Source organism: Halorubrum marinum (genome assembly GCF_048381195.1).
Classification (GTDB): domain Archaea; phylum Halobacteriota; class Halobacteria; order Halobacteriales; family Haloferacaceae; genus Halorubrum.
This window is the reverse complement of sequence record NZ_JBLWMM010000001.1, coordinates 408,852-427,193: the sequence shown is the minus strand read 5'-3', so window position 1 is coordinate 427,193 and position 18,342 is coordinate 408,852. Positions and strand designations below refer to the sequence as shown.

22 protein-coding genes are annotated in these 18,342 nt (G+C 68.1%); 15 read left to right on the top strand and 7 right to left on the bottom strand.

All coding sequences use genetic code 11. The features are described from left to right. The first annotated feature begins 34 nt into the window (after window positions 1-34). A complete protein-coding gene (locus ACNSN4_RS02155; RefSeq protein ID WP_418284118.1) occupies window positions 35-1,411 on the top strand; it encodes a DUF7094 domain-containing protein in 1,377 nt (458 codons plus the stop codon). A 129-nt stretch (window positions 1,412-1,540) separates the two neighbouring features. Further along, the gene (locus ACNSN4_RS02150; protein ID WP_418284355.1) at window positions 1,541-1,984 is read left to right on the top strand and encodes a type IV pilin domain-containing protein; all 444 of its coding nucleotides are present in this window, start codon (window positions 1,541-1,543) and stop codon (window positions 1,982-1,984) included. 66 nt (window positions 1,985-2,050) lie between these two features. On the opposite strand, the gene ACNSN4_RS02145 is transcribed toward ACNSN4_RS02150, so the two are convergent. Next, window positions 2,051-2,674 carry a methyltransferase domain-containing protein gene (locus ACNSN4_RS02145; RefSeq protein ID WP_418284117.1) on the bottom strand — a complete coding sequence of 208 codons (624 nt, stop codon included), beginning with the start codon at window positions 2,672-2,674 and terminating at the stop codon, window positions 2,051-2,053. A 112-nt stretch (window positions 2,675-2,786) separates the two neighbouring features. Between ACNSN4_RS02145 and ACNSN4_RS02140 the strand changes: the two genes are divergently transcribed. Further along, the gene (locus ACNSN4_RS02140; protein WP_418284116.1) at window positions 2,787-3,599 is read left to right on the top strand and encodes a DUF6663 family protein; all 813 of its coding nucleotides are present in this window, start codon (window positions 2,787-2,789) and stop codon (window positions 3,597-3,599) included. Between the two features lie 54 nt (window positions 3,600-3,653). Here the strand turns inward: ACNSN4_RS02140 and ACNSN4_RS02135 are convergent, their stop codons facing one another. Next, window positions 3,654-4,628 carry a C-terminal binding protein gene (locus tag ACNSN4_RS02135; protein ID WP_418284115.1) on the bottom strand — a complete coding sequence of 325 codons (975 nt, stop codon included), beginning with the start codon at window positions 4,626-4,628 and terminating at the stop codon, window positions 3,654-3,656. A 75-nt stretch (window positions 4,629-4,703) separates the two neighbouring features. On the opposite strand from ACNSN4_RS02135, the gene ACNSN4_RS02130 reads away from it, so the two are divergent. After that, window positions 4,704-5,144 carry a DUF7536 family protein gene (locus ACNSN4_RS02130; protein ID WP_418284114.1) on the top strand — a complete coding sequence of 147 codons (441 nt, stop codon included), beginning with the start codon at window positions 4,704-4,706 and terminating at the stop codon, window positions 5,142-5,144. Between the two features lie 56 nt (window positions 5,145-5,200). On the opposite strand, the gene ACNSN4_RS02125 is transcribed toward ACNSN4_RS02130, so the two are convergent. Next, window positions 5,201-5,482 carry an ArsR family transcriptional regulator gene (locus ACNSN4_RS02125; protein ID WP_418284113.1) on the bottom strand — a complete coding sequence of 94 codons (282 nt, stop codon included), beginning with the start codon at window positions 5,480-5,482 and terminating at the stop codon, window positions 5,201-5,203. A 263-nt stretch (window positions 5,483-5,745) separates the two neighbouring features. Between ACNSN4_RS02125 and ACNSN4_RS02120 the strand changes: the two genes are divergently transcribed. The 6 genes from ACNSN4_RS02120 to ACNSN4_RS02095 all read left to right on the top strand — a co-directional run bounded on the left by ACNSN4_RS02120 (window position 5,746) and on the right by ACNSN4_RS02095 (window position 11,945). Beyond that, on the top strand, window positions 5,746-6,054 hold the full coding sequence (locus tag ACNSN4_RS02120) for an EMC6-like membrane protein (RefSeq protein ID WP_418284112.1): 309 nt from the start codon (window positions 5,746-5,748) through the stop codon (window positions 6,052-6,054). Window position 6,055: 1 nt separating this feature from the next. After that, complete coding sequence (locus ACNSN4_RS02115; RefSeq protein WP_418284111.1) at window positions 6,056-7,876, top strand: ribosome biogenesis/translation initiation ATPase RLI; 1,821 nt, start codon at window positions 6,056-6,058, stop codon at window positions 7,874-7,876. Between the two features lie 214 nt (window positions 7,877-8,090). Next, entirely contained in the window at window positions 8,091-8,876 is a 786-nt protein-coding gene (locus ACNSN4_RS02110) for a DUF4129 domain-containing protein (protein WP_418284110.1), read from the top strand. Further along, entirely contained in the window at window positions 8,873-9,685 is an 813-nt protein-coding gene (locus ACNSN4_RS02105) for a DUF7269 family protein (protein ID WP_418284109.1), read from the top strand. The genes ACNSN4_RS02110 and ACNSN4_RS02105 overlap by 4 nt, the downstream gene beginning before the upstream one ends. Continuing rightward, window positions 9,682-11,199, top strand: a complete 1,518-nt coding sequence (locus ACNSN4_RS02100; protein WP_418284108.1) for a DUF58 domain-containing protein — start codon at window positions 9,682-9,684, stop codon at window positions 11,197-11,199. Before ACNSN4_RS02105 ends, ACNSN4_RS02100 begins: the two co-directional genes overlap by 4 nt. Beyond that, on the top strand, window positions 11,196-11,945 hold the full coding sequence (locus ACNSN4_RS02095) for a DUF7519 family protein (protein ID WP_418284107.1): 750 nt from the start codon (window positions 11,196-11,198) through the stop codon (window positions 11,943-11,945). Before ACNSN4_RS02100 ends, ACNSN4_RS02095 begins: the two co-directional genes overlap by 4 nt. Window positions 11,946-11,994: 49 nt before the next feature. Here ACNSN4_RS02095 and ACNSN4_RS02090 read toward each other — a convergent pair whose 3' ends face one another. Then, window positions 11,995-12,948 carry an AAA family ATPase gene (locus ACNSN4_RS02090; protein WP_418284106.1) on the bottom strand — a complete coding sequence of 318 codons (954 nt, stop codon included), beginning with the start codon at window positions 12,946-12,948 and terminating at the stop codon, window positions 11,995-11,997. Between the two features lie 201 nt (window positions 12,949-13,149). On the opposite strand from ACNSN4_RS02090, the gene ACNSN4_RS02085 reads away from it, so the two are divergent. Continuing rightward, on the top strand, window positions 13,150-13,416 hold the full coding sequence (locus tag ACNSN4_RS02085) for an HAH_0734 family protein (protein ID WP_418284105.1): 267 nt from the start codon (window positions 13,150-13,152) through the stop codon (window positions 13,414-13,416). Window positions 13,417-13,752: 336 nt separating this feature from the next. Then, on the top strand, window positions 13,753-13,983 hold the full coding sequence (locus ACNSN4_RS02080) for a UPF0058 family protein (RefSeq protein WP_418284104.1): 231 nt from the start codon (window positions 13,753-13,755) through the stop codon (window positions 13,981-13,983). Window positions 13,984-14,203: 220 nt separating this feature from the next. Here the strand turns inward: ACNSN4_RS02080 and ACNSN4_RS02075 are convergent, their stop codons facing one another. From ACNSN4_RS02075 to ACNSN4_RS02065, 3 genes are all read right to left on the bottom strand, one after another. Continuing rightward, window positions 14,204-14,842: an L-threonylcarbamoyladenylate synthase gene (locus ACNSN4_RS02075; RefSeq protein ID WP_418284103.1), complete on the bottom strand. Its 639-nt coding sequence runs from the start codon at window positions 14,840-14,842 to the stop codon at window positions 14,204-14,206. A 108-nt stretch (window positions 14,843-14,950) separates the two neighbouring features. Continuing rightward, a complete protein-coding gene (locus tag ACNSN4_RS02070) occupies window positions 14,951-15,460 on the bottom strand; it encodes a redoxin domain-containing protein (RefSeq protein WP_418284102.1) in 510 nt (169 codons plus the stop codon). 1 nt (window position 15,461) lies between these two features. Continuing rightward, complete coding sequence (locus ACNSN4_RS02065) at window positions 15,462-15,758, bottom strand: glutathione S-transferase N-terminal domain-containing protein (protein WP_418284101.1); 297 nt, start codon at window positions 15,756-15,758, stop codon at window positions 15,462-15,464. A gap of 236 nt (window positions 15,759-15,994) precedes the next feature. On the opposite strand from ACNSN4_RS02065, the gene ACNSN4_RS02060 reads away from it, so the two are divergent. The 3 genes from ACNSN4_RS02060 (at window position 15,995) to ACNSN4_RS02050 (ending at window position 18,341) form a co-directional block, all read left to right on the top strand. Then, window positions 15,995-17,365 (top strand): hemolysin family protein, encoded by a 1,371-nt coding sequence (locus ACNSN4_RS02060; RefSeq protein ID WP_418284100.1) that lies wholly within the window; start codon window positions 15,995-15,997, stop codon window positions 17,363-17,365. Window positions 17,366-17,429: 64 nt separating this feature from the next. After that, on the top strand, window positions 17,430-17,942 hold the full coding sequence (locus tag ACNSN4_RS02055; protein WP_418284099.1) for a metallophosphoesterase: 513 nt from the start codon (window positions 17,430-17,432) through the stop codon (window positions 17,940-17,942). A gap of 270 nt (window positions 17,943-18,212) precedes the next feature. Further along, a complete protein-coding gene (locus ACNSN4_RS02050) occupies window positions 18,213-18,341 on the top strand; it encodes a DUF7859 family protein (protein WP_008002631.1) in 129 nt (42 codons plus the stop codon). Window position 18,342 lies beyond the last annotated feature (1 nt).

Genomic DNA, 18,342 nt, shown 5'->3' with positions numbered 1-18,342 from the left:
GGATTTTTTATATCGGGAGGCGAACCGATGAGTGATGAGAGCCCTCCCGGTCGTCATCGTCGTGGTGCTGTTGATCGCGCCGATCGCCGGTGCGATCGGTCCCGTCGCCGCCGGTGGGGTTGGTACGGCGTCTACCGATGCCGGCGCACAGGACACGCACACGGCGACCGAGGACACCCCGACCGTCGTCTCCGCTGTCGGCGCTACCGCCACCGAGCGTGGCGCACTCGGCGAGCCGGACGAGTCGGCCGATCGACCGCAGGTCGACGAGGCGAACCTCACCTTCCGGACCCTGTCGACACCGGCTGACGCTGAGGCGCGCGTCGGCATCAGCCGCCACGGCGCGAACCTCGGATCGTCGGTCTCCTTCGCGGTCGACGAGACCGACGCGGCGATGGAGACCGCGGCGGTCGTCCGGCGGATCGAGAACGCCGAGACGAGCACCGCGCGCCAACAGGAGATACTCGCCGCGGTCAACCGCGTCGAGCGCAACGAGGTGAGCCTCAACAGCCGACAGACCGCGGCCTTTGACGCTCACGCAGCCGGCGACATTTCCGACCGGGAGCTGCTCGACGAGCTCGTACGCATCGCGGCGACCGCTCGGGAGTACGACGAGCGACTCGACGCCCTGAGCGAGCTCGCCGACGAGACGGACGGATTCAGCTCGCCGACCCGACTTGACGAGTTGCAGGTCGCACTCCAAGTGTACGAGGGCCCGGTCCGTGACCGCGCGCTCGCGGCCGCCCGCGGCGAGATTCCGGCCACCGACGTCCACGTCGAATCGAGCCGAGGCGCGCTCGTGCTCGCGACGATCGTCGACGACGAGTACGTCCGCGAGGCCTTCCGCACGGACCGATGGGACCGCGGCGGCGGCGCGATCAGCAACGACGAGGCGATCGAGTCGACGGCGGCCGCGTACCCGGAGACGGCGGCGCTCCGCGAGCCCGACGCGTTCGGTGCCGGGTCGGTCCAGCGGATCACCATCCCGCACGAGTTCGGCACGCTCCGGACGTTCGTCAGCGGCGGGACCGACCAAGTGTTCGTCGAACACCAGCGGATCGACCTCGACGCGTTCCCCGACACGGAGCCCGTCAACGCCAGCGGAGACGGATTCAACGTCACCGTCGACCGGAGCTATCCGGGGGGTCCGGTGACCGTCACCGTCCTCGACGAGGAGGAGCGCGAGCCGGTCGGTGGCGTCACCGTCACGAAGAGCGTCGGCGGCGACGACAGCGAGTTCATCGGCACCACCGACGGCGACGGGGTCGTCCGGACTCTCTCACCGGCCGAGACCTACCGGATCACGGTCGTGGACGAGCCGAACGTCGTCGTCGTCACGGGTCTGGAGCCGATCGCCACCCCGCGGCTCGCTGACGACGAGCAGGCCTCGCAGCCCGACGACGACGGGTAAGCCTCACAGCCCGACGGTTTCCGTCCGAGACCCTTTATTCGATAGCGCCGCAGTCGGCCCGTGCGCATCGACACGTTCGTTCGGCCGCAGCCGTCGCAGCTTTCCGCCTCCGAGCACTCAGCCCGCGCTATCGCCCCCGTTGCCGGCGTGCTGCTGCTCGCGATCACGGTCGTCCTCGCAGGCGGCGTGGTCACCGCGGCGCTCGACCGGCCAGCGGAGCCCGCGCCGTCGGCGTCGCTGTCGCTGTCCGCGGTCGACGACCGCATCGCGATCGACCACCGCGGCGGCGACGCACTCGACGCGGATGAGCTGACGGTCCGCGTCCGGGTCGACGGCGAGCCGCTCGCTCGACAGCCGTCGGTACCGTTCTTCTCGACGGCGGGGTTCCGTCCCGGACCCACCGGGCCGTTCAACGCCGCGAGTGACGACCGCTGGCGAGTCGGTGAGACGGCCTCGTTCCGCGTGGCGGGGACGAACGACCCGACGCTCGCACCGGGACGAACGGTCACGGTGTCGATTTCGGTGGACGATCGCCCGGTCGCGACGCTGGAGACGGTCGTCGAACCGGGGTGACGGTCGGGGATCGGCCCGGCTTTTGGGCGCTGAATTCCGCCCTCGACGTTCGACCCTCGGCGGTGACTACTCCTCGGGGACCTGTGCGACCGTCGTGATCGCGCGAGCGCTTCGCGGGCTCGCCTGCTGGATGTGGTGTTCGAACGTCTCGTAGCCGGCCGCCTCGAACATCCGATCGGCCTCGTCCTTGTCGTAGAAGAGCATGATCGCGTCCGCGACCCGCTGGAGGACGCGGTTGTGCGGGTAGTCGGGGCCGACGACGAGCACCTGCCCGCCGGGTTTCGCGACGCGACGGATCTCCCGGAGTCCCTCAACGGGGTTCGGCCAGTACTCGATCGAGCCGGACGACCAGACGATGTCAAAGGTGTCGTCGCGGAACGGGAGCCGCTCCGCGTCGCCCCGGTAGAAGTTCACTCGGTCGCGCTTCCCGAACTTCCCGAAGGCCTTCTCCATCTGATGGATGCTCTGGTCGAGGCCGTGCACGTCGTCGGCGTGGTCGAGCAGTCCCTCGGTACCGAATCCGGTGCCACAGCCCACGTCGAGCACTTTCGGGTCGTCGCCGAACTCCAGCCACGAGAGCGCCTCCGTGCGCATCTCCTCGGTCCAGGTGAACCGATTGACCTGGTCGTACACCTTCGAGAGGTACTTGTAGAACAGGCGGGCGTTCGACTTATTCTCGAGGATCCCCATTTACCGTTCCGTTGGGTCGCCCGCCCCATAACGACACGGATCCGCCGATGGCTTGGTCACGACGGGCGCCCGGTTCCGACCCGCTTATCCGCCCGCCGACCGATCTGCCGGTATGGATCCGACGACGAGCGGCCGGTTCCGCGTGCACGACCGCCGCCCGCGCCCGGATATCGGCGGGGACGGCGCGGACGGCGACGACGGTTCACGCAACGCCGCCGACGCGGACGGCAACACGCCCGAGGAGTTCGTTCTCGTCGAGCTCCCGGACGGTCCGGTCGACCCGACCGATCCGGACGCGGCGGATCAGTTCGATCCGCTGTACGCGACCGCCGAGGGATACGCGGACGACTCCGCGCTGGCCGAGCGCGTGGCCGGGCTAGAGCCCGGAAACGTCGTCGAGGCGACGCTCGCGTGGGCGGACGGATCGGCTCGGTTCGTCGACTTCGACGTGGTTCGCGAGAGCCGATTTCGCTTCGCGGACGACGTGGAAGGGATGTTCGAGGCGGCCGTCGAGACGTGGGACCAGATCCGCGCGTCGGGGGAAGCGGTCGGCTCGATCACGACCCGGTCGAACGACGGCGAGCCGAACGGGGCGCTGTACCTGTTCGCCGACGCGCCCGGCAACGACACCTTCGCGGAACTCCGCGCGGGCCGACTCCCGATCGAACCGCTCGTCGCCCGTGTGAACGACTCGCACGACGGCGACGAGCCGCGCGAGGTGTTCGTGCTCCGCCCCGCCGCCCACGAGTTCGTCGCCGTCTACGTGGTCTTCGATCGAGACGGCGTCCTCGCGCAGACGGTGCGGGACACGTACGGGCTCGGCCCCGGGCTCGCCGCGGGGCTGGAGACGGGAGCGTTCGAGGCAGGGGAGGACACGGCGAACGACGACTCACCCGACGACTTCGACCCCCTCGACCGGCTGTAGCCGTCCCCGGCTTGACCTCGCACGGTGGCCTCCTCCCACCTCGCGCGCGCCGGTTCAGAGCCAGTCCGCGTCGGGGTCGACGCGCCCCGCGGGCGTCTCGCCGTTCAACACGGCGGCGACGTCGGCGGCGCCGCTCCGGTTTAAGTCGTCGCGCGCCTCCTCGCTGTACCACGCCGCGTGCGGCGTGACGAGCGTGTCGTCGCGGCCGACGAGCGGGTCGTCCTCGGGCGGCTCCTCCGCGAGCACGTCCAGCCCGGCGCCCTTGATCGACCCCGACTCCAGCGCGTCGAGCAGCGCGTCGGCGTCGACGACCGGTCCGCGACTCACGTTGACGACCACCGAGTCCTCGTCGAGCCGGTCGAGCGCGTCCGCGTCGACCATCCCTCGGGTCGCGTCCGTCAGCGGCGCGTAGACGCCGACGTGGTCGGCGCGGTCGAACAGCTCGTCGAACTCGGCCTTCTCGACGCCGTACTCGGCCATCTGTTCGGCCTCGACGAACGGGTCGTAGGCGACGAGGTCCGCGTCGAACCCGGCGACCTGCTCGGCCGCGCGCCGCGCGATCGGGCCGAACGAGACGAAGCCGATCGTCGACGCGCTCACGCGGCGGATCGGTCGCCCGGCCTCCCAGCTCCAGCCGCCGTCGGCGACGTCGTCGTCGTACCCCTTCAGCGACCGGAGACAGGCGAGGAGCAGCGAGACGGAGTGGATCGCCACCTCGTCGGTGCAGTAGTCGGGGACGCGGGTCACGGTGACGCCGTTGTCGGCGGCGGCCCCGACGTCGACGTTGTCCACGCCGACCGCCGACCGAACGACCACCTGAAGGTCCAGTTCGTCGAGCGCCTCGGCCGTGACCGGCGTGTTGATGTCGGTCACGACGGCGTCGGCGCCGTCGGCCGCTTCGATCAGGTTCTCGGTCGAACCGAGCTCGGCGACCGCGATCTCGACGGGTTCGTCGACCGCCTCGTCGAGGACCTCGCGGTACGTCTCCGGGTCGATCATCGGGAACGCCGACAGCACGACTCTGTGCATGTCTCCCAGTTCGTTCTCTCACCACTTGATGGCTGGTACTAACACAGTTAGGGCCTGAAACAGTCATTTTCGATCGTGGAGATCGCTCTGAGTGCTGCCGATCCCGACCGACCCGACCGATCCCGATCGGTCCCGACCGACCCGACCGACCCGACCGATCCCGACCGATTCGATGGCTCTTTGCTCGCTCGCCCGCTACGCGGGGGCGTGAGCGACGACAGTTCGACGAAGCCGCCGATGCTCGTTCTCCTAGAGTCGCTGGCGTTCTACCGGAACGTGCGGATCGGCCTCGTCGCCGGCGCGGTGCTCGCCGTCTTCCTGTATCTCGTGCGGGTGCTGGAGCTGCTCGGCCCCGTGATCGACGCCCGGGAGTATCCGCTGTTCGGTCCCGACGTGTGGTTCCTGTTTCTCGCGTTCGTGCTGGCGGCGACGTTCGCGCTGTTGGTGGCGATCGGGCTCACGGTCGCCGAAGCGATTCGCGGGGCCCGCAGCGTCGCGCCCGAGCGGACGAAGTAGAAGCGGAACGTCGGAGAGCGGAAAATCGAAGACAGCCGTCAGTCAGCAGTCAGCAGTCAGTCGGCCGTACAGGAGGCGTCCTGCTCGTCGCTGGTGAACTCCTGTGCGGGCTCGGTGAGCTTGTAGAGGTTCTGACGAGCGTCAGCGAAGTAGACGTCCTCGTCGACGACGCCGATCCCTTCGAGGCGTTCGAGCGCGTATCGGACGGTCCGCGCGGACAGCATCGACTCTTGGACGATCCCCTTCTGCGTCAGTGGGCCGTTGTATTCGAGCACCTTGAAAACGAGTTTGGCGCTCGGCGGGAGGTCGTCGAGTCCCTCCGTTTGGGTTGCTTCCATCAGTACGAATCGAAACCGTACATCGCCATAAATGTTGATGGACGACCGGTCGTTTTCGGCCCATTTGTCGCGCTTACCGGTGATTTGTGCCGGTTGTCCCGGCATGTACCGGCAAGAATATCCTATTTTTGGCCGACAGACTGACCAGTCAGTCAGCGCCGCGGCTCGCGCGCGCTCCCCGAGCGGATTTCGCTCGCGAATCGATCGTCCCGCGTTGCGACCGGAACGAACGGCTTTTCACGGGCGCTCGCGGATCCGATGGTATGAGCGACGACTCGGGGATAACGGGTCATACCCGAAGCGTAGTCGTCACGACGATCACCTGTCTCGCAGGGATCGCCGCCGGCGTCGTGTCGGCCGTCTACGTCGGGACTGACCCGGTCGACACCGGGAGCACCACCGCCGTCCTCGTGATGGGCGCCTTCGTGCTCGCGCAGTACCCCCTATACAAGGTCATCGGCGTCGACGACTTCGGCGTCAAAGACAACCTCTACGTGGCGTTTCTGACGTTCACGCTTTGGTTCATCAGCTACACGATTCTGGCGACGTCCGCCGTCCAGCTGGGGGTCTAACATGGCGGATGACAGCATCGCCGTCGTCGACCTCGATCGATGTCAGCCCGACCGGTGTAACTACGAGTGTGCGAACTACTGCCCGCCGAACCGAACGGGCAAGGAGTGCATCACCAAGCGCGGCGAGGACACGGTCGAGGGCGACCCGGACCAGATCCACATCTCCGAGGAGATCTGTCTCGGCGAGACGTGTGGTATCTGCGTCGAGAAGTGCCCGTTCGACGCGATAGAGATCATCAACCTCCCCTCCGAGCTCGACGAGGAACCGGTCCACCGCTACGGGGAGAACGCCTTCTCGCTGTACGGGCTCCCGACGCCCGAGCCGGGCAACGTCACCGGGATCTTGGGACCGAACGGGATCGGGAAGTCGACGGCCGTTCACGGACTCGCCGGCGAGATGATCCCCAACCTCGGCGACCACGAGACCGAGGCCGACTGGGAACGCGTGCTCGACCGCTTCCGCGGGACCGGGCTACAGAACTACCTCAAATCGCTGAAAGACGGCGACGTCTCCGTCGCCCGCAAGCCGCAGTACGTCGATCAGATCCCCAAGCAGTTCGACGGCAACACCCGAGAGCTCTTGGAACGGACCGACGAGCGCGGCGCGCTCGACGAGCTGATCGACCGGCTCAACATCAGGCCGGTGATGGATCAGGACATCGACTCCATCTCCGGCGGCGAGCTGCAGCGCGTCGCCATCGCGGCGTGTCTCGCCCGCGACGCCGACTTCTACTTCCTCGACGAGATCACGCCGTACCTCGACATCGGCCAGCGGATGATCGTCGCGCGGCTCATCCGCGAGCTCGCGGACGACGACGACGCCGAGCGCTCGATGCTCGTCGTCGAGCACGACCTCGCCATTCTGGACCTGTTGGCCGACACCCTTCACGTCGCGTACGGAGAGCCGGGCGCGTACGGGGTCATCACCGATCCCAAGTCGGTCCGAAACGGGATCAACGAGTACCTGAAAGGGTACCTCAACAACGAGAACATGCGGATCCGCCCGTCGGCGATCACGTTCGAGGAACACGCGCCGCGGGTCACCTCGCGGAGCGAGACGCTGGTCGAGTACCCGGACCTCTCGAAGTCGTACGGCGAGGGGGAGTTCGAGCTGCACGTCGAGGGCGGCGCGATCAACCGCTCGGAGGTGCTCGGTATCGTCGGCCCGAACGGGATCGGGAAGTCCACGCTCGCGAAGCTGTTCGCGGGCTCGCTGGAGCCGGACGAGGGCGAGCTCGACTTCGCGCTCGACATCGCGTACAAGCCGCAGTACATCGAGATCGACCAGCCGATGCGGGTCGACGCGTTCCTCGCGTCGATCACCGACGAGTTCGGGAGCTCCTACTGGAACACGGAGATCGCCCAGCCGCTCCAGCTCGACCGGATCATGGAACAGAACCTCACCGACCTGTCGGGCGGGGAGCGCCAGCGCGTCGCCATCGCCGCGTGTCTCTCCGAGGACGCCGACCTGTACCTGCTCGACGAGCCCTCGGCGCACCTCGACGTCGAACAGCGGGTCCGCGCGACGACCGCTATCCGCCGGTACGCCGAGAACCACGACGCGACCGTGATGGTGATCGACCACGACATCTACATGATCGACCTCTTGGCCGACCGCCTGATGGTGTTCGACGGCGAACCGGCCAAGCGCGGCCGCGCGGCTCCGCCCCAGGACATGCGCGACGGCATGAACGAGTTCCTCGCGGACCTGGACATCACGTTCCGCCGCGACGAGCGGACCGGTCGCCCGCGGATCAACAAGCCGGAGTCGCAGCTCGACAGCCAACAGAAGCGGGACGGCGAGTACTACTACTCCGGCTAGTCGTTCGGATCGACCGGCTCCGATTGCGGCGGGTCGCTCACCGCTCAGCTCGTTATCTCGTCGTGCGGTCTAATCCCCGGATAGCGAGTGCCTCGCGGTCGTTACGGTGCGTATACTAAACCCACTCTAGCGTGTCCTATCCGCGAATGCAGTTGGTCCTCATCGAGTCGTTGCCGAGTAGCGGCTGTCAGTCCGTCGCGTCGTCCCTCGCGTTATGAATCGGTCACGACTCCTGCCGGCGCTGATAGCGCTGTTGGCTATCACGTCGTTGAGCGTCGCGTCGACGACGCTGGAGACGAGCCTGACGACCGATCCGGACGACGAGATAAACCCGGACTGGGACAGCCTGCCGATAGACCCGGGTGAGGCGGCCGCGATTCAGGAGTCTATCGAGGGCGGGGGCGAGGAGCGCGACGATCACGGAGACCCAACTACGGGAGACCCCGACGACGGAGACCCTGACGGTGAGGCCGGGGGCGACGACGGCGCCGCGGCCGGTGGCCCGGGAGGCGATGATTGGGCCGGTAGCGGTTCCGCCGACGGCACGGGCTCCGCGGGCGACGAACGCTCGCTCTTCGACCGCCTGATCGCGCTGTTGGGTCTGCTCTTGCGTTACCTCCTCCCGATCGTGGCGGTTCTGGCGGTGGCCGCGCTGGCGTATCGGTACCGAGCAGTTCTGGCCGACTTCTTCGGGCGCGACTCCCGAACGACCCCCGCCACCGAACCGCGATCGGCGGCCGGACGCTGGCCCGGGACGGCTCCCGAACACGACGTGGACCGGGCGTGGGTGGAGATGATACAACGGCTGGACCCGGATCGGCCCGAGACGACGACCCCGGACGAGGCCCGGGCGCTCGCTCGCGTTCGAGGCGTCGACCACGACGCCGTCGAGTCGATCGCCTCCGCGTTCGAGCGCGTGCACTACGGCGGACGCTCGGTCGACGCGGAGATCGACCGGGCTCGCGACGGGCTCCGCGCGCTGGAGGGTGGCGTGAGATGACCGACCCGAGCGACGCGGGGAGCGAGACGGAGACACGCCGAGTCGGCGGCGGAGGGCTGCTCTCTCGCCTCGGTCGGGTGGCTCGCGTCCTGCTCCTCCTGGTGGGGGTCACGACGCTCGGCCTCGGACTGCTCGTCGTCTTCGATCCGGAGACGGAGGACGTGCTCCGGGTCGACGCGGCGATCGAAGCCCTCGGGAGCGACTACGTGGTGCTGGCAGTGCTCGGCCTCGTGGCGGTCGGCCTCGCGTTGCTCCTCGTGGCGGCCCGACGCGTCCGCGGCGTCAGTGAGGCGACACCGCCGGCCGTCGAGGGCGTCCTGACGGCGACGTATCCCGGCGCGTCGTTCGACCGCGCCGGTGGTGGACGACTGAGTCGGTTCCGCTTCACTCGGGCGGCGACGGACCGTCGCGATCGGCTCCGAGAGGCGGCGGTCCGGGCGACGATGCGCGCGGAGGGCTGCTCGCGGACCGACGCCGGACGCCGTGTCGACGAGGGCGCCTGGACGAGCGACCCCGTCGCCGCGCCCTACCTGTCCGCCTCCCGACGCGGAGTCCTGAGCGGTACCCGCAGCGGCGATCCGGCCGACCGAACCGTCGACGCCATCCTGGCGAAGACGACCGGCGAGCGATCGGTGGTCCGGGACGGTGAGCGGGCCGGAGACGAGGGCCTGAATACGGCGACCGTTCGGAACTCGGATCGGGACGCGAACACCAACCCGGACACCGACCGGAACTCGAATCCGGGCACCGGCCGAGCGTCGGGCCGCCACTCGGACGGGCGGTCGGCGACTCAGGAGGGAGTCCGGTGACGCCCGGTCTCGCCGCGCTCCGTCGCTGGCTCGATCGCTCAGCGCGTCCCGAACGGACCGCGGTCGACGGGGGACTCCAACGGGGCTCCGTGGCCAGAACCGACGGCGGGATCGCGGCCGAACCGGCCTCTCGGACGGCCCGACCCTCGTCGGTTCGGTGGACCGGTCGCTGGCGAGGGATCGCCGCCGTCGCGCTGCTCGCGGTGGCGGTCGGCGTCCTCGCGAAACGACCCTCGCTGTTGCTGGTCGGCGCTCTCGCCGGCGCGTACGCCGCCTACCCGCGTCTCACCGCGGTTCCCGACCCCGACCTGTCCGTCCGACGGGACATCGATCCGGCGTCGCCGGCGGACGGGGAGCGGGTGTCCGTGCGGACGACGATCACGAACGAGGGGGACGGGGCGCTCGCCGACGTCCGGATCGTCGACGGAACCCCCGCGATGCTCTCGGTTTCGGACGGATCGCCGCGACGTGCGACGGCGTTGCTCCCGGGCGGCGAGGTGACGATACGCTACGAGCTCCGGGCGCGCCCGGGTCGCCACGTGTTCCAGCCGACGACCGTGCTCTGTCGCGATGCGAGCGGGTCGGTGGAGGTCGAGAGCTCACTCGCCGCGGCGGACTCCTTCGAGTGTGAAGCGGAGGTCCCGACCGTCCCGCTGCGGGCACAGAGCGGCCACCACCCGGGTCCCCTGGTCACCGACGACGGGGGCGAGGGGATCGAGTTCCACTCCGTCGAAAAATACCGACGCGGGGACCCCGCGAACCGGATCGACTGGCGCCGATACGCGCGGACGGGCGAACTCACCTCGATGACGTTCCGCACCGAACGGCTCGCGGAGGTGGTGGTGTGCGTGGACGCGCGACCGGAGTCGTATCGGGCCGCGGACGCGACCGAACCCCACGCGGTCGCGCTCGCCGTCGACGCCGCCGACCGCATCGGCGACGCGCTCTTCGACGCGAACCATCGGGTCGGTCTGGCCGGGTTCGGACGGCAGGTCAGCGTGCTTCCGACCCGAAGCGGCCGCGATCACGCCAGCCGGTACCACCGTCTGCTGGCGACGGATCCGGCCTTCGGTCTGAACCCACCGGAAACGGCGCTCACGGCCGGGCGTGAGGGCGGGGCGGCCCCGTCCCGACTCAGCACTGGAGACGCCTCGAACAGCGGTTGGGCACCGAGTGACGACGCGGGCGGCGCCGCCGACGGGGCCGTCCCGATCGACACCCAGCTGTCCAGGATTCGGACCGAGTTCGGGTCGAACACGCAGGTCGTGTTGATCACGCCGCTGTGTGACGACGAGGCCTCCCGCATCGCCCAGCGGTTCGAGAGCGGCGGGACCGCCGTCACGGTCGTGAGTCCGGACGTCACCACGGCGGAGACCGCGGGCGGGCGGCTCGCCCGACTGGAGCGGGCACATCGGCTGAGCGTGCTCCGGAACGCGGGTATCCCCGTCGTCGACTGGACGCCCACCCAGCCGCTGGGTGCGGCGATGACGGCCATCGAGAGGAGGGGCCGATGACGACGCCGGACGCGACGGAACCGAAGACGGTACCCGACGGGGCGGCCGCTCGGTTCGTTCGCCGACCGACGGTCGCGAGCGGCGTGGTCGCCCTCGCCGCTGGCAGCGTCGCCGTGGCGCTCGTCGCCGACGCGACCCTCCAGCGGGAGATCCTTCGGCTGGCCGTCGTCGGCGTCCTCGCCTTTGGGATCGGCGGGCGACTCGTTCGTCGCGGCGGGACGGCCCTCGGGGCGCTGGGCGCGCTGGTCGCGCTCGGCGGGGGTGTCGTCGTTCTCGTCGCGATGGGACAGGCGGCCACGCGGCCCCCGCAGGTCACCCACCGGATCGAGTTACTGCCCGGGATAGCGGGTCTGTGGACGCTCTCCGCGGCGCTTGCGCCGGTTCGGTTCCGGTGGAGCCGGGCCCTGATAGACGTCGGCGCCGGCTTCGTGTTCCTCGGCGTGCTCGTGACGGGAGTGACACAGGGAGCGGGCACCACCGCGCTCCTGCTCGCGACGCTCGCGACGATCCTCGCGTGGGACGCGGCCGAGAACGCGGTGTCCGTCGGCGGGCAGATCGGCGTTCAGCGCGGCGCGAGGACCGTTCGGGCCGAGCTCGCTCACGCGGGGGTCGCCGCGAGCGTCGGCGCGGGTGCCATCGCCGTCGTGATCGGGGTGGCTCGTCTCGGCATCGACGGCCTCCCGTTCGGCGCGCTCGTCGCGCTCATCGTCGGCAGCGTAATCCTCGTCCTCGGCTCCAACCGGTAGCCCGCGTTCGGCGGTCGGTGTCACGGTAGGGAGTGTCGGGTCGCGAAACTCAGGCACGCAGCTGCGGCACCGGCAGCTCCGAGAGGATATCGTCGACGATCTCCCTCGTCGAGACGCCCGAAACGCGCGCGTCGGGGGTCACCACTATGCGGTGGGACAACACGGGCGGCGCCATCGCCTTCACGTCGTCCGGCGTCGCGTAGGGCCGACCCATGAGCGCGGCGTGGGTTCGCACGACCTCGAAGAACCGCTGGATACCCCGCGGTGACACGCCCGTGTTCACGCGCTCGTCCGTTCGCGTCGCGCGGGCGACGTCGACGAGGTACTCTCGAACGCCGGTCCCCACGCGGATCGACTCCGGAACGCGTCGGAGCTGCGTGAGCGTGTCGAGCGAGCAGACCGTGCGGACCGACGGCGATGAGGCCTGGCGACCCGCGCGGCGGTCGATAAGTTCGAGCTCGCCGGCTCGGTCGGGGTAGCCGAGGCTGGTCTTGACTATGAACCGGTCCTTCTGGGCGGCCGGGAGCTCGAAGGTCCCGTCCATCTCGACGGGGTTCTGCGTGGCGATGACGACGAACGGGTCGGGAAGCGGGTAGGTCTCGCCGTCGACGGTGACTTGCCCCTCCTCCATCGCCTCCAAGAGCGCCGCCTGGGTCTTCGGCGGGGCCCGGTTGATCTCGTCCGCGAGCACGACGTTCGCGAACACCGGCCCGGGCTGGAACTCGAAGCTCCGAGTCTTCTCGTCGAAGACGTTCGAGCCGATGACGTCGGACGGCAGCAGGTCGGGGGTGAACTGGACGCGTGAAAAGGAGACGTCGACCGCGTCCGCGAACGACCGGGCGGTGAGCGTCTTTCCGGTTCCCGGAACGTCCTCGAGGAGCACGTGGCCGTCGGAGAGCAACCCGACGAGAACCGTCTTCAGCGTCGACCGCTCGGTGACCACGGCCGCGGCGATCCCGTCGAGGATCTCGTCGCTTCGTCGCTGCACAGTCGCAGGATCCATACCGGCCGAATGGGCGTCGACCCGTTGGTTATAGCCCTGATAAACGCGGGTTTGGTCAGCGTAACTCGCCGTGTCCGTCGAGCGCGTGGTCTCACACGGCCTCGCCTCGGACGGCGAGTCGGCGCGTAGTCTCAGCAGTTTCCACGGCCACGGATCCGCCGTACCGAAGCGATTAAGCACGGAACCCGCAAACGACGGAGTATGCAACACCTCATCATTCGCGGCGACCCCGGAATCCGGCGGGATGCGGTGATCGAGCACGACGGCGAGGAACTGGTGTGTTTCGGCATCAACGTCCAGGGCGGCTGGCACGGCCCGGACGAGCCCCAACTCTGGTGTACCGTCGGCACCGAAGACGAGCGCGAGGCGTACGACAAACGCGAGTACGTCCCCCACTGGCTCGACGTCGAGTCGGTCGACGCCGAGGCGGTCACCGTACTCAGCGAAAAGGGCGACCTCGCGGTCTGATTCCGTCGGAGTCGGCTCTGTTGAACCCCGCTTCTCCAGACAGATCAGCGTCCGAAATAGCTGGTCGCTGAAGCGTGCTTACTGAAGAAAAGGCTCGAGATCGTTGATGTTAGCGCTGTTTGTGATTATTAGAAGTATCGTGTGGATTGATACCAATCAACGTGCATAGGGGTCGTGGGTGGAAGTCGTCTCGTTCGCTACGACACTCGCTACCGACGAACGCCACCCGATCATCCCTCATACACACACCGATCACGAACGGTCGACGTCGGTACTGCTCGTTTTGAGCACCCGGACTGGAGTTTCAGGTATCCACCGTCCAGTGGCGTGAGTTCGATGCGAAAGAAAGAACTCATTCAGATGCACGCCCTGCTACTGGAAGTCACTCGGTATGTGATCGAGACTGAAAGCGTGCCAGTTGAGGAGATGTCCGCGTATTACGCACTTGGCGTGACTCCGTTGGGCGTTCACAAGTCGAAATCGGACCATTACGAAGCGATCACCGTTCTCTTCGACGTACTCGAAGGGGAGTTCGAACGGACGCAGATGCCTCCCGTTTCCCCTTGAGCTCCCTCCCGCGGATTCGGCTCACGACTAACGCCGGGGATTTTCGCCTCGCGTCTTCGGAATTCGCCAGACGTGGGGGTAAGCCGAGTCTCTCGGAGAACACGTCGGTCTCTTACCCCATCTGATGGCGCTGAGCCGATAGCTTCTCCGTCGGCAGTTCACCTGTGACGACTCAGACGGGTGACGACTCAGACGGGTGACGACTCAGACGGGTGACGGCTCAAACGGGTGAGTCCTCGAGCCACGCCTCGATCGCGCCCGCCATCGCGCCGCGGCGGTGGATCGTTCGCTGTTCGGGGTCGACCACGGTGCTCTCCGTGCCCGGCGTCTCGCCCCCGTCGACGATCGCGGCGACCCCGTCGCGGATCCGCCCGTCGAGGTCGGCGACGCGAGTGACGCTGCCCGACCCGGAGACGTTCGCGCTCGTCGCGGTGAGCGGGCCGGTCTCCGCGAGCAGCGCCCGGGCCACGGCGTGGTCCGGAACCCGGATCCCGACGCGGTCGCTGCCGGCGGTCAACGCGTCCGGGACCGCGTCGCCTCGCTCGACGATGACGGTCACCGGGCCGGGGAGGAACGCGCGGGCGAACGCGAGCGCGAACTCGGTCGGGCGGGTGTAGCGCAACGCGGCGTCGACGCTCGCGACGCCGAGGGAGAGCGGATTCTCTCGCGACCGGCGTTTCAGCTCGAACACGCGCTCGACGGTGTCGGAGTCGAGGGCGTCGCCGCCGAGCCCGTAGACGGTCTCCGTCGGATAGACGACGAGGCCGCCGCCGGCGACGGCCGCGGCGGCTCGGCGGACGTCGTCGCGGTCGGCGAGCGCATCGAACCCGCCGGACCGCTCGTCGCTGTCGTTCGTCACGCCTCCACCTTTGGAGTCAGTCTGAAAAAGGGTGACGAGTGGGTGCGTCGCGTGAGCCCACCCGTCGAATGGAGTCGAGCGGAGCGGAGAAGCGAATTCGGAGACGCGTCAGTCGACGAGCCGGTCGATCGCCGTGTTGATCGCTTCGGCGTCGGGGAACTCGGGGTGTTCGCTCGCGACCCACGCGAACTCGACGGTGCGATCGGCGTCGAGGAGGAACACGGCGGGACGGCTCTCCGTGATCCCGGTCATGCCGTCGATGTCGTGTGCGAGGCCGTACTCCTCGACGACGCCCGCGCCGGGGTCCGAGAAGAGTCGGACGCCCTCGCCGCGCTCGGCGAGCAGGCGCTTGTGGGCGTACGGCGAGGAGATCGAGAGGCCGAGCACCTGGACGTCGTCGGCCCAGCCGTGGTCGTCGACGGTGTTGTACAGGTACGTCGCCTGAAACGCGCCGTCCATCGGGTGGAACAGCAGGAGCGTGGGCTCGTCGACGACGTCGTCGAGCGCGCGGTCCTCCCAGAACTCCTCGTTGACGAGCGGGCGGGTGAAGTCGGGGGCGGTGTCGCCCTCGGCGACGTGGTCGGTCTCGGGCAGCGAGACGACGTCGAAGTCGACCATGTCAGGCACCTCCTTCCGCGTCAACTGCGCGGCCCCCATCGGTCGCCGCGTCGCCGTACGTCCCTTTTAAGTATTCGACGATGTTCGCGCTCTCGGACATCGTCACGCCGGTCTCGCGGTCGACGATGGCGGGGACGCTCCGGGCACCGGAGACGCGCTTAACCACGTTGCGCTCGGAGTGCATCGGCTCGACGTACCGCGACTGGTACTCGAGGTCGAACTCGTTCAGCGTTCGGACGACCCGCTCGCAGTACGGACACGCCTGGAGTCGATACAGGGTGATCTGTGGCTCGGCCATAGCGTTCGTTGTGTCGGGTGCCTCGTAACCGTGTCGCCGGCGGCGGTAGCCGCCGACAGCGTCCAGCAGTGTCCCGCGCCGCGCCAGTCGCTCACAGTGATCGTGCCGTGCCAGTCGCTCGCGGGTCTCGCGACGCGGTCGCCGCCCGTCGTACCGGACCTCGTCGCGGCCCGCACCACGCGCGGCCGCGAGCGGAGAGTAACGCTTTAACAGCCACCCGACAGAGACTGAAGGGTATGGGCTTGTGGTCGATCGCGTTGACAGCCGGGATTCCGCAGCTGCCGCCGATGGACGACCCGCTGGTCACAGTGCTCGGGATCGCGACGATAGTCGTGTTGATCGGACTGTCCGCGTTCTTCTCCTCGTCGGAGATCGCGATGTTCTCGATCCCGAAACACCGGGTCGACAGCCTCGTCGAGGAGGGCGCTCACGGCGCGACCCTTATCCGCCGGCTGAAAGAGAACCCGCACCGGCTGCTGGTGACGATCCTCGTCGGGAACAACCTCGTGAACATCGGGATGACCGCGATCGCGACGGCGCTTATCGGCGTGTACGTCGAGAGCGCGCTCGCGACCATCTTCCTCACCACGTTCGGGATCACGGCGATCGTGCTCCTGTTCGCGGAGACGGCACCGAAGTCGTACGCCGTCGAGAACACGGAGTCGTGGGCGCTGCGTATCGCCCGCCCGCTGAAGCTCTCCGAGAGCGTCCTCTACCCGCTCGTCGTCGTCTTCGATTACCTCACGCGCGCGGTGAACAAGGTCACCGGCGGCCGAGCGGCCATCGAGTCGACGTACGTCACCCGCGAAGAGATCCAGAACATCATCGAGACGGGCGAGCGCGAGGGCGTCATCGAAGAGGAGGAACGCGAGATGCTCGACCGCATCTTCCGGTTCAACAACACCATCGCGAAGGAGGTGATGACGCCTCGCCTCGACGTCACCGCCGTCGCGAAGGAGTCGTCGGTCGAGGAGGCGATCGAGACGTGCATTCAAGCTGACCACGAGCGCGTTCCCATCTATGAGGGGAACCTCGACAACATTATCGGCATCGTGACGGTCCGAGACCTGGTCCGCGAGCTTCGCTACTCCGAGGGCGAGCCGTCCTTGGAGCGCGTGGTCAAGCCGACCCTGCACGTTCCCGAGTCGAAGAACGCCGACGAGCTGCTCGCGGAGATGCAGGACAACCGCCTGCAGATGGTCACCGTCATCGACGAGTTCGGAACGACCGAGGGGATCATCACCCTCGAAGACATGGTCGAGGAGATCGTCGGCGAGATCTTAGAGGGCGACGAGTCCGCGCCCGTCGAGTTCATCGAGGAGAACATCGCCGTCGTGCAGGGCGAGGTGAACATCGACGAGGTCAACGAGATGCTCGACATCGACCTCCCCGAAGGCGAGGAGTTCGAGACGCTCGCCGGCTTCGTGTTCAACCGAGCCGGTCGACTGGTCTCCGAGGGCGAGGAGATCGAGTTCGACGGCGTCCGGATCCGGATCGAACGCGTCGACAACACGCGGATCATGTCGGCGCGGGTGACGGTCCTCGACGCCGAGGAGCTGGGCGACGAGAGCGGCGAGCCCGAGACGCCGACGGACGACGCGACGTGAGGCGGTCGGCGACGACGAGGGTCCGGAGCGCGGTTTTTAAGCCCAGTGCGTGCCGACGGCGGGTATGCTCGTCGTCGTCTCCGACACCCACTCGCGCGAGGAGTCGAAGCTACAGGGGCGGACCGCGGAGGCGGTCCGCGAGGCCGACCTCGTCGTCCACGTCGGCGATTTTTATCAGGAGCCCGTCTTGGACGCGTTCGAATCCGCCGCGCGGACGCTCCGCGCCGTGTACGGCAACAACGATGACGCCGCGATCCGCGATCGGCTCCCCGAGGTCCGGACGGTCGAGTACGAGGGCGTCCGGTTCGCGGTCACCCACCGCCACCGCAGCGGCGACACGGGCCTCGTGATGCTCGGTCGCGGACGCGACGCGGACGCCGTGATCTGCGGCCACAGCCATCGCCCCCGATTCGATGACTCGGCGGGGCTTCCCATCCTGAACCCCGGCAGCCACGCGCAGCCTCGGGGGAACCGACCGGCGCATGCAGAGCTGAAGCCGGCGGGAGACGGGAGTCTCGACGGCCGCCTCGTCACCCCGGACGGCGCGGCCTTCGAGGAGTTTCGGATCGACGCCTGAAAAATCGCGATGCCCCATACACCCCGCGTCGGTGCTCGGAAGCGCCGGTTAAGCGATGAGAAGGCCGTCGATGAGGTGATCGACACTGAGAGGGCCGAAGCGGGGACGCATCGAGACGTTGCGTCCGTGATAGCTTATATTCGACTTACGGACAAACGCCCGTTTTAGTTATCGAGCGGCGACGGTCTGATCGGGAAGTGAGTGAGGACACGAACCGGACGCGCGCCGTGCTGCCGAAACGCATAACCCCGTTCCGACGGATTCGAGTGTATGCTCCCGGTCCAGCCGCTGTTCGTCGTTCTCCTCGTCGGCCTACTTGGGCTGTTCTTCTTCGGATTTCTCCTCGTCCGTCGCACCCTGACTGGGCTGCGTGAAGGATACGAGGACGGACAGCAGTAAC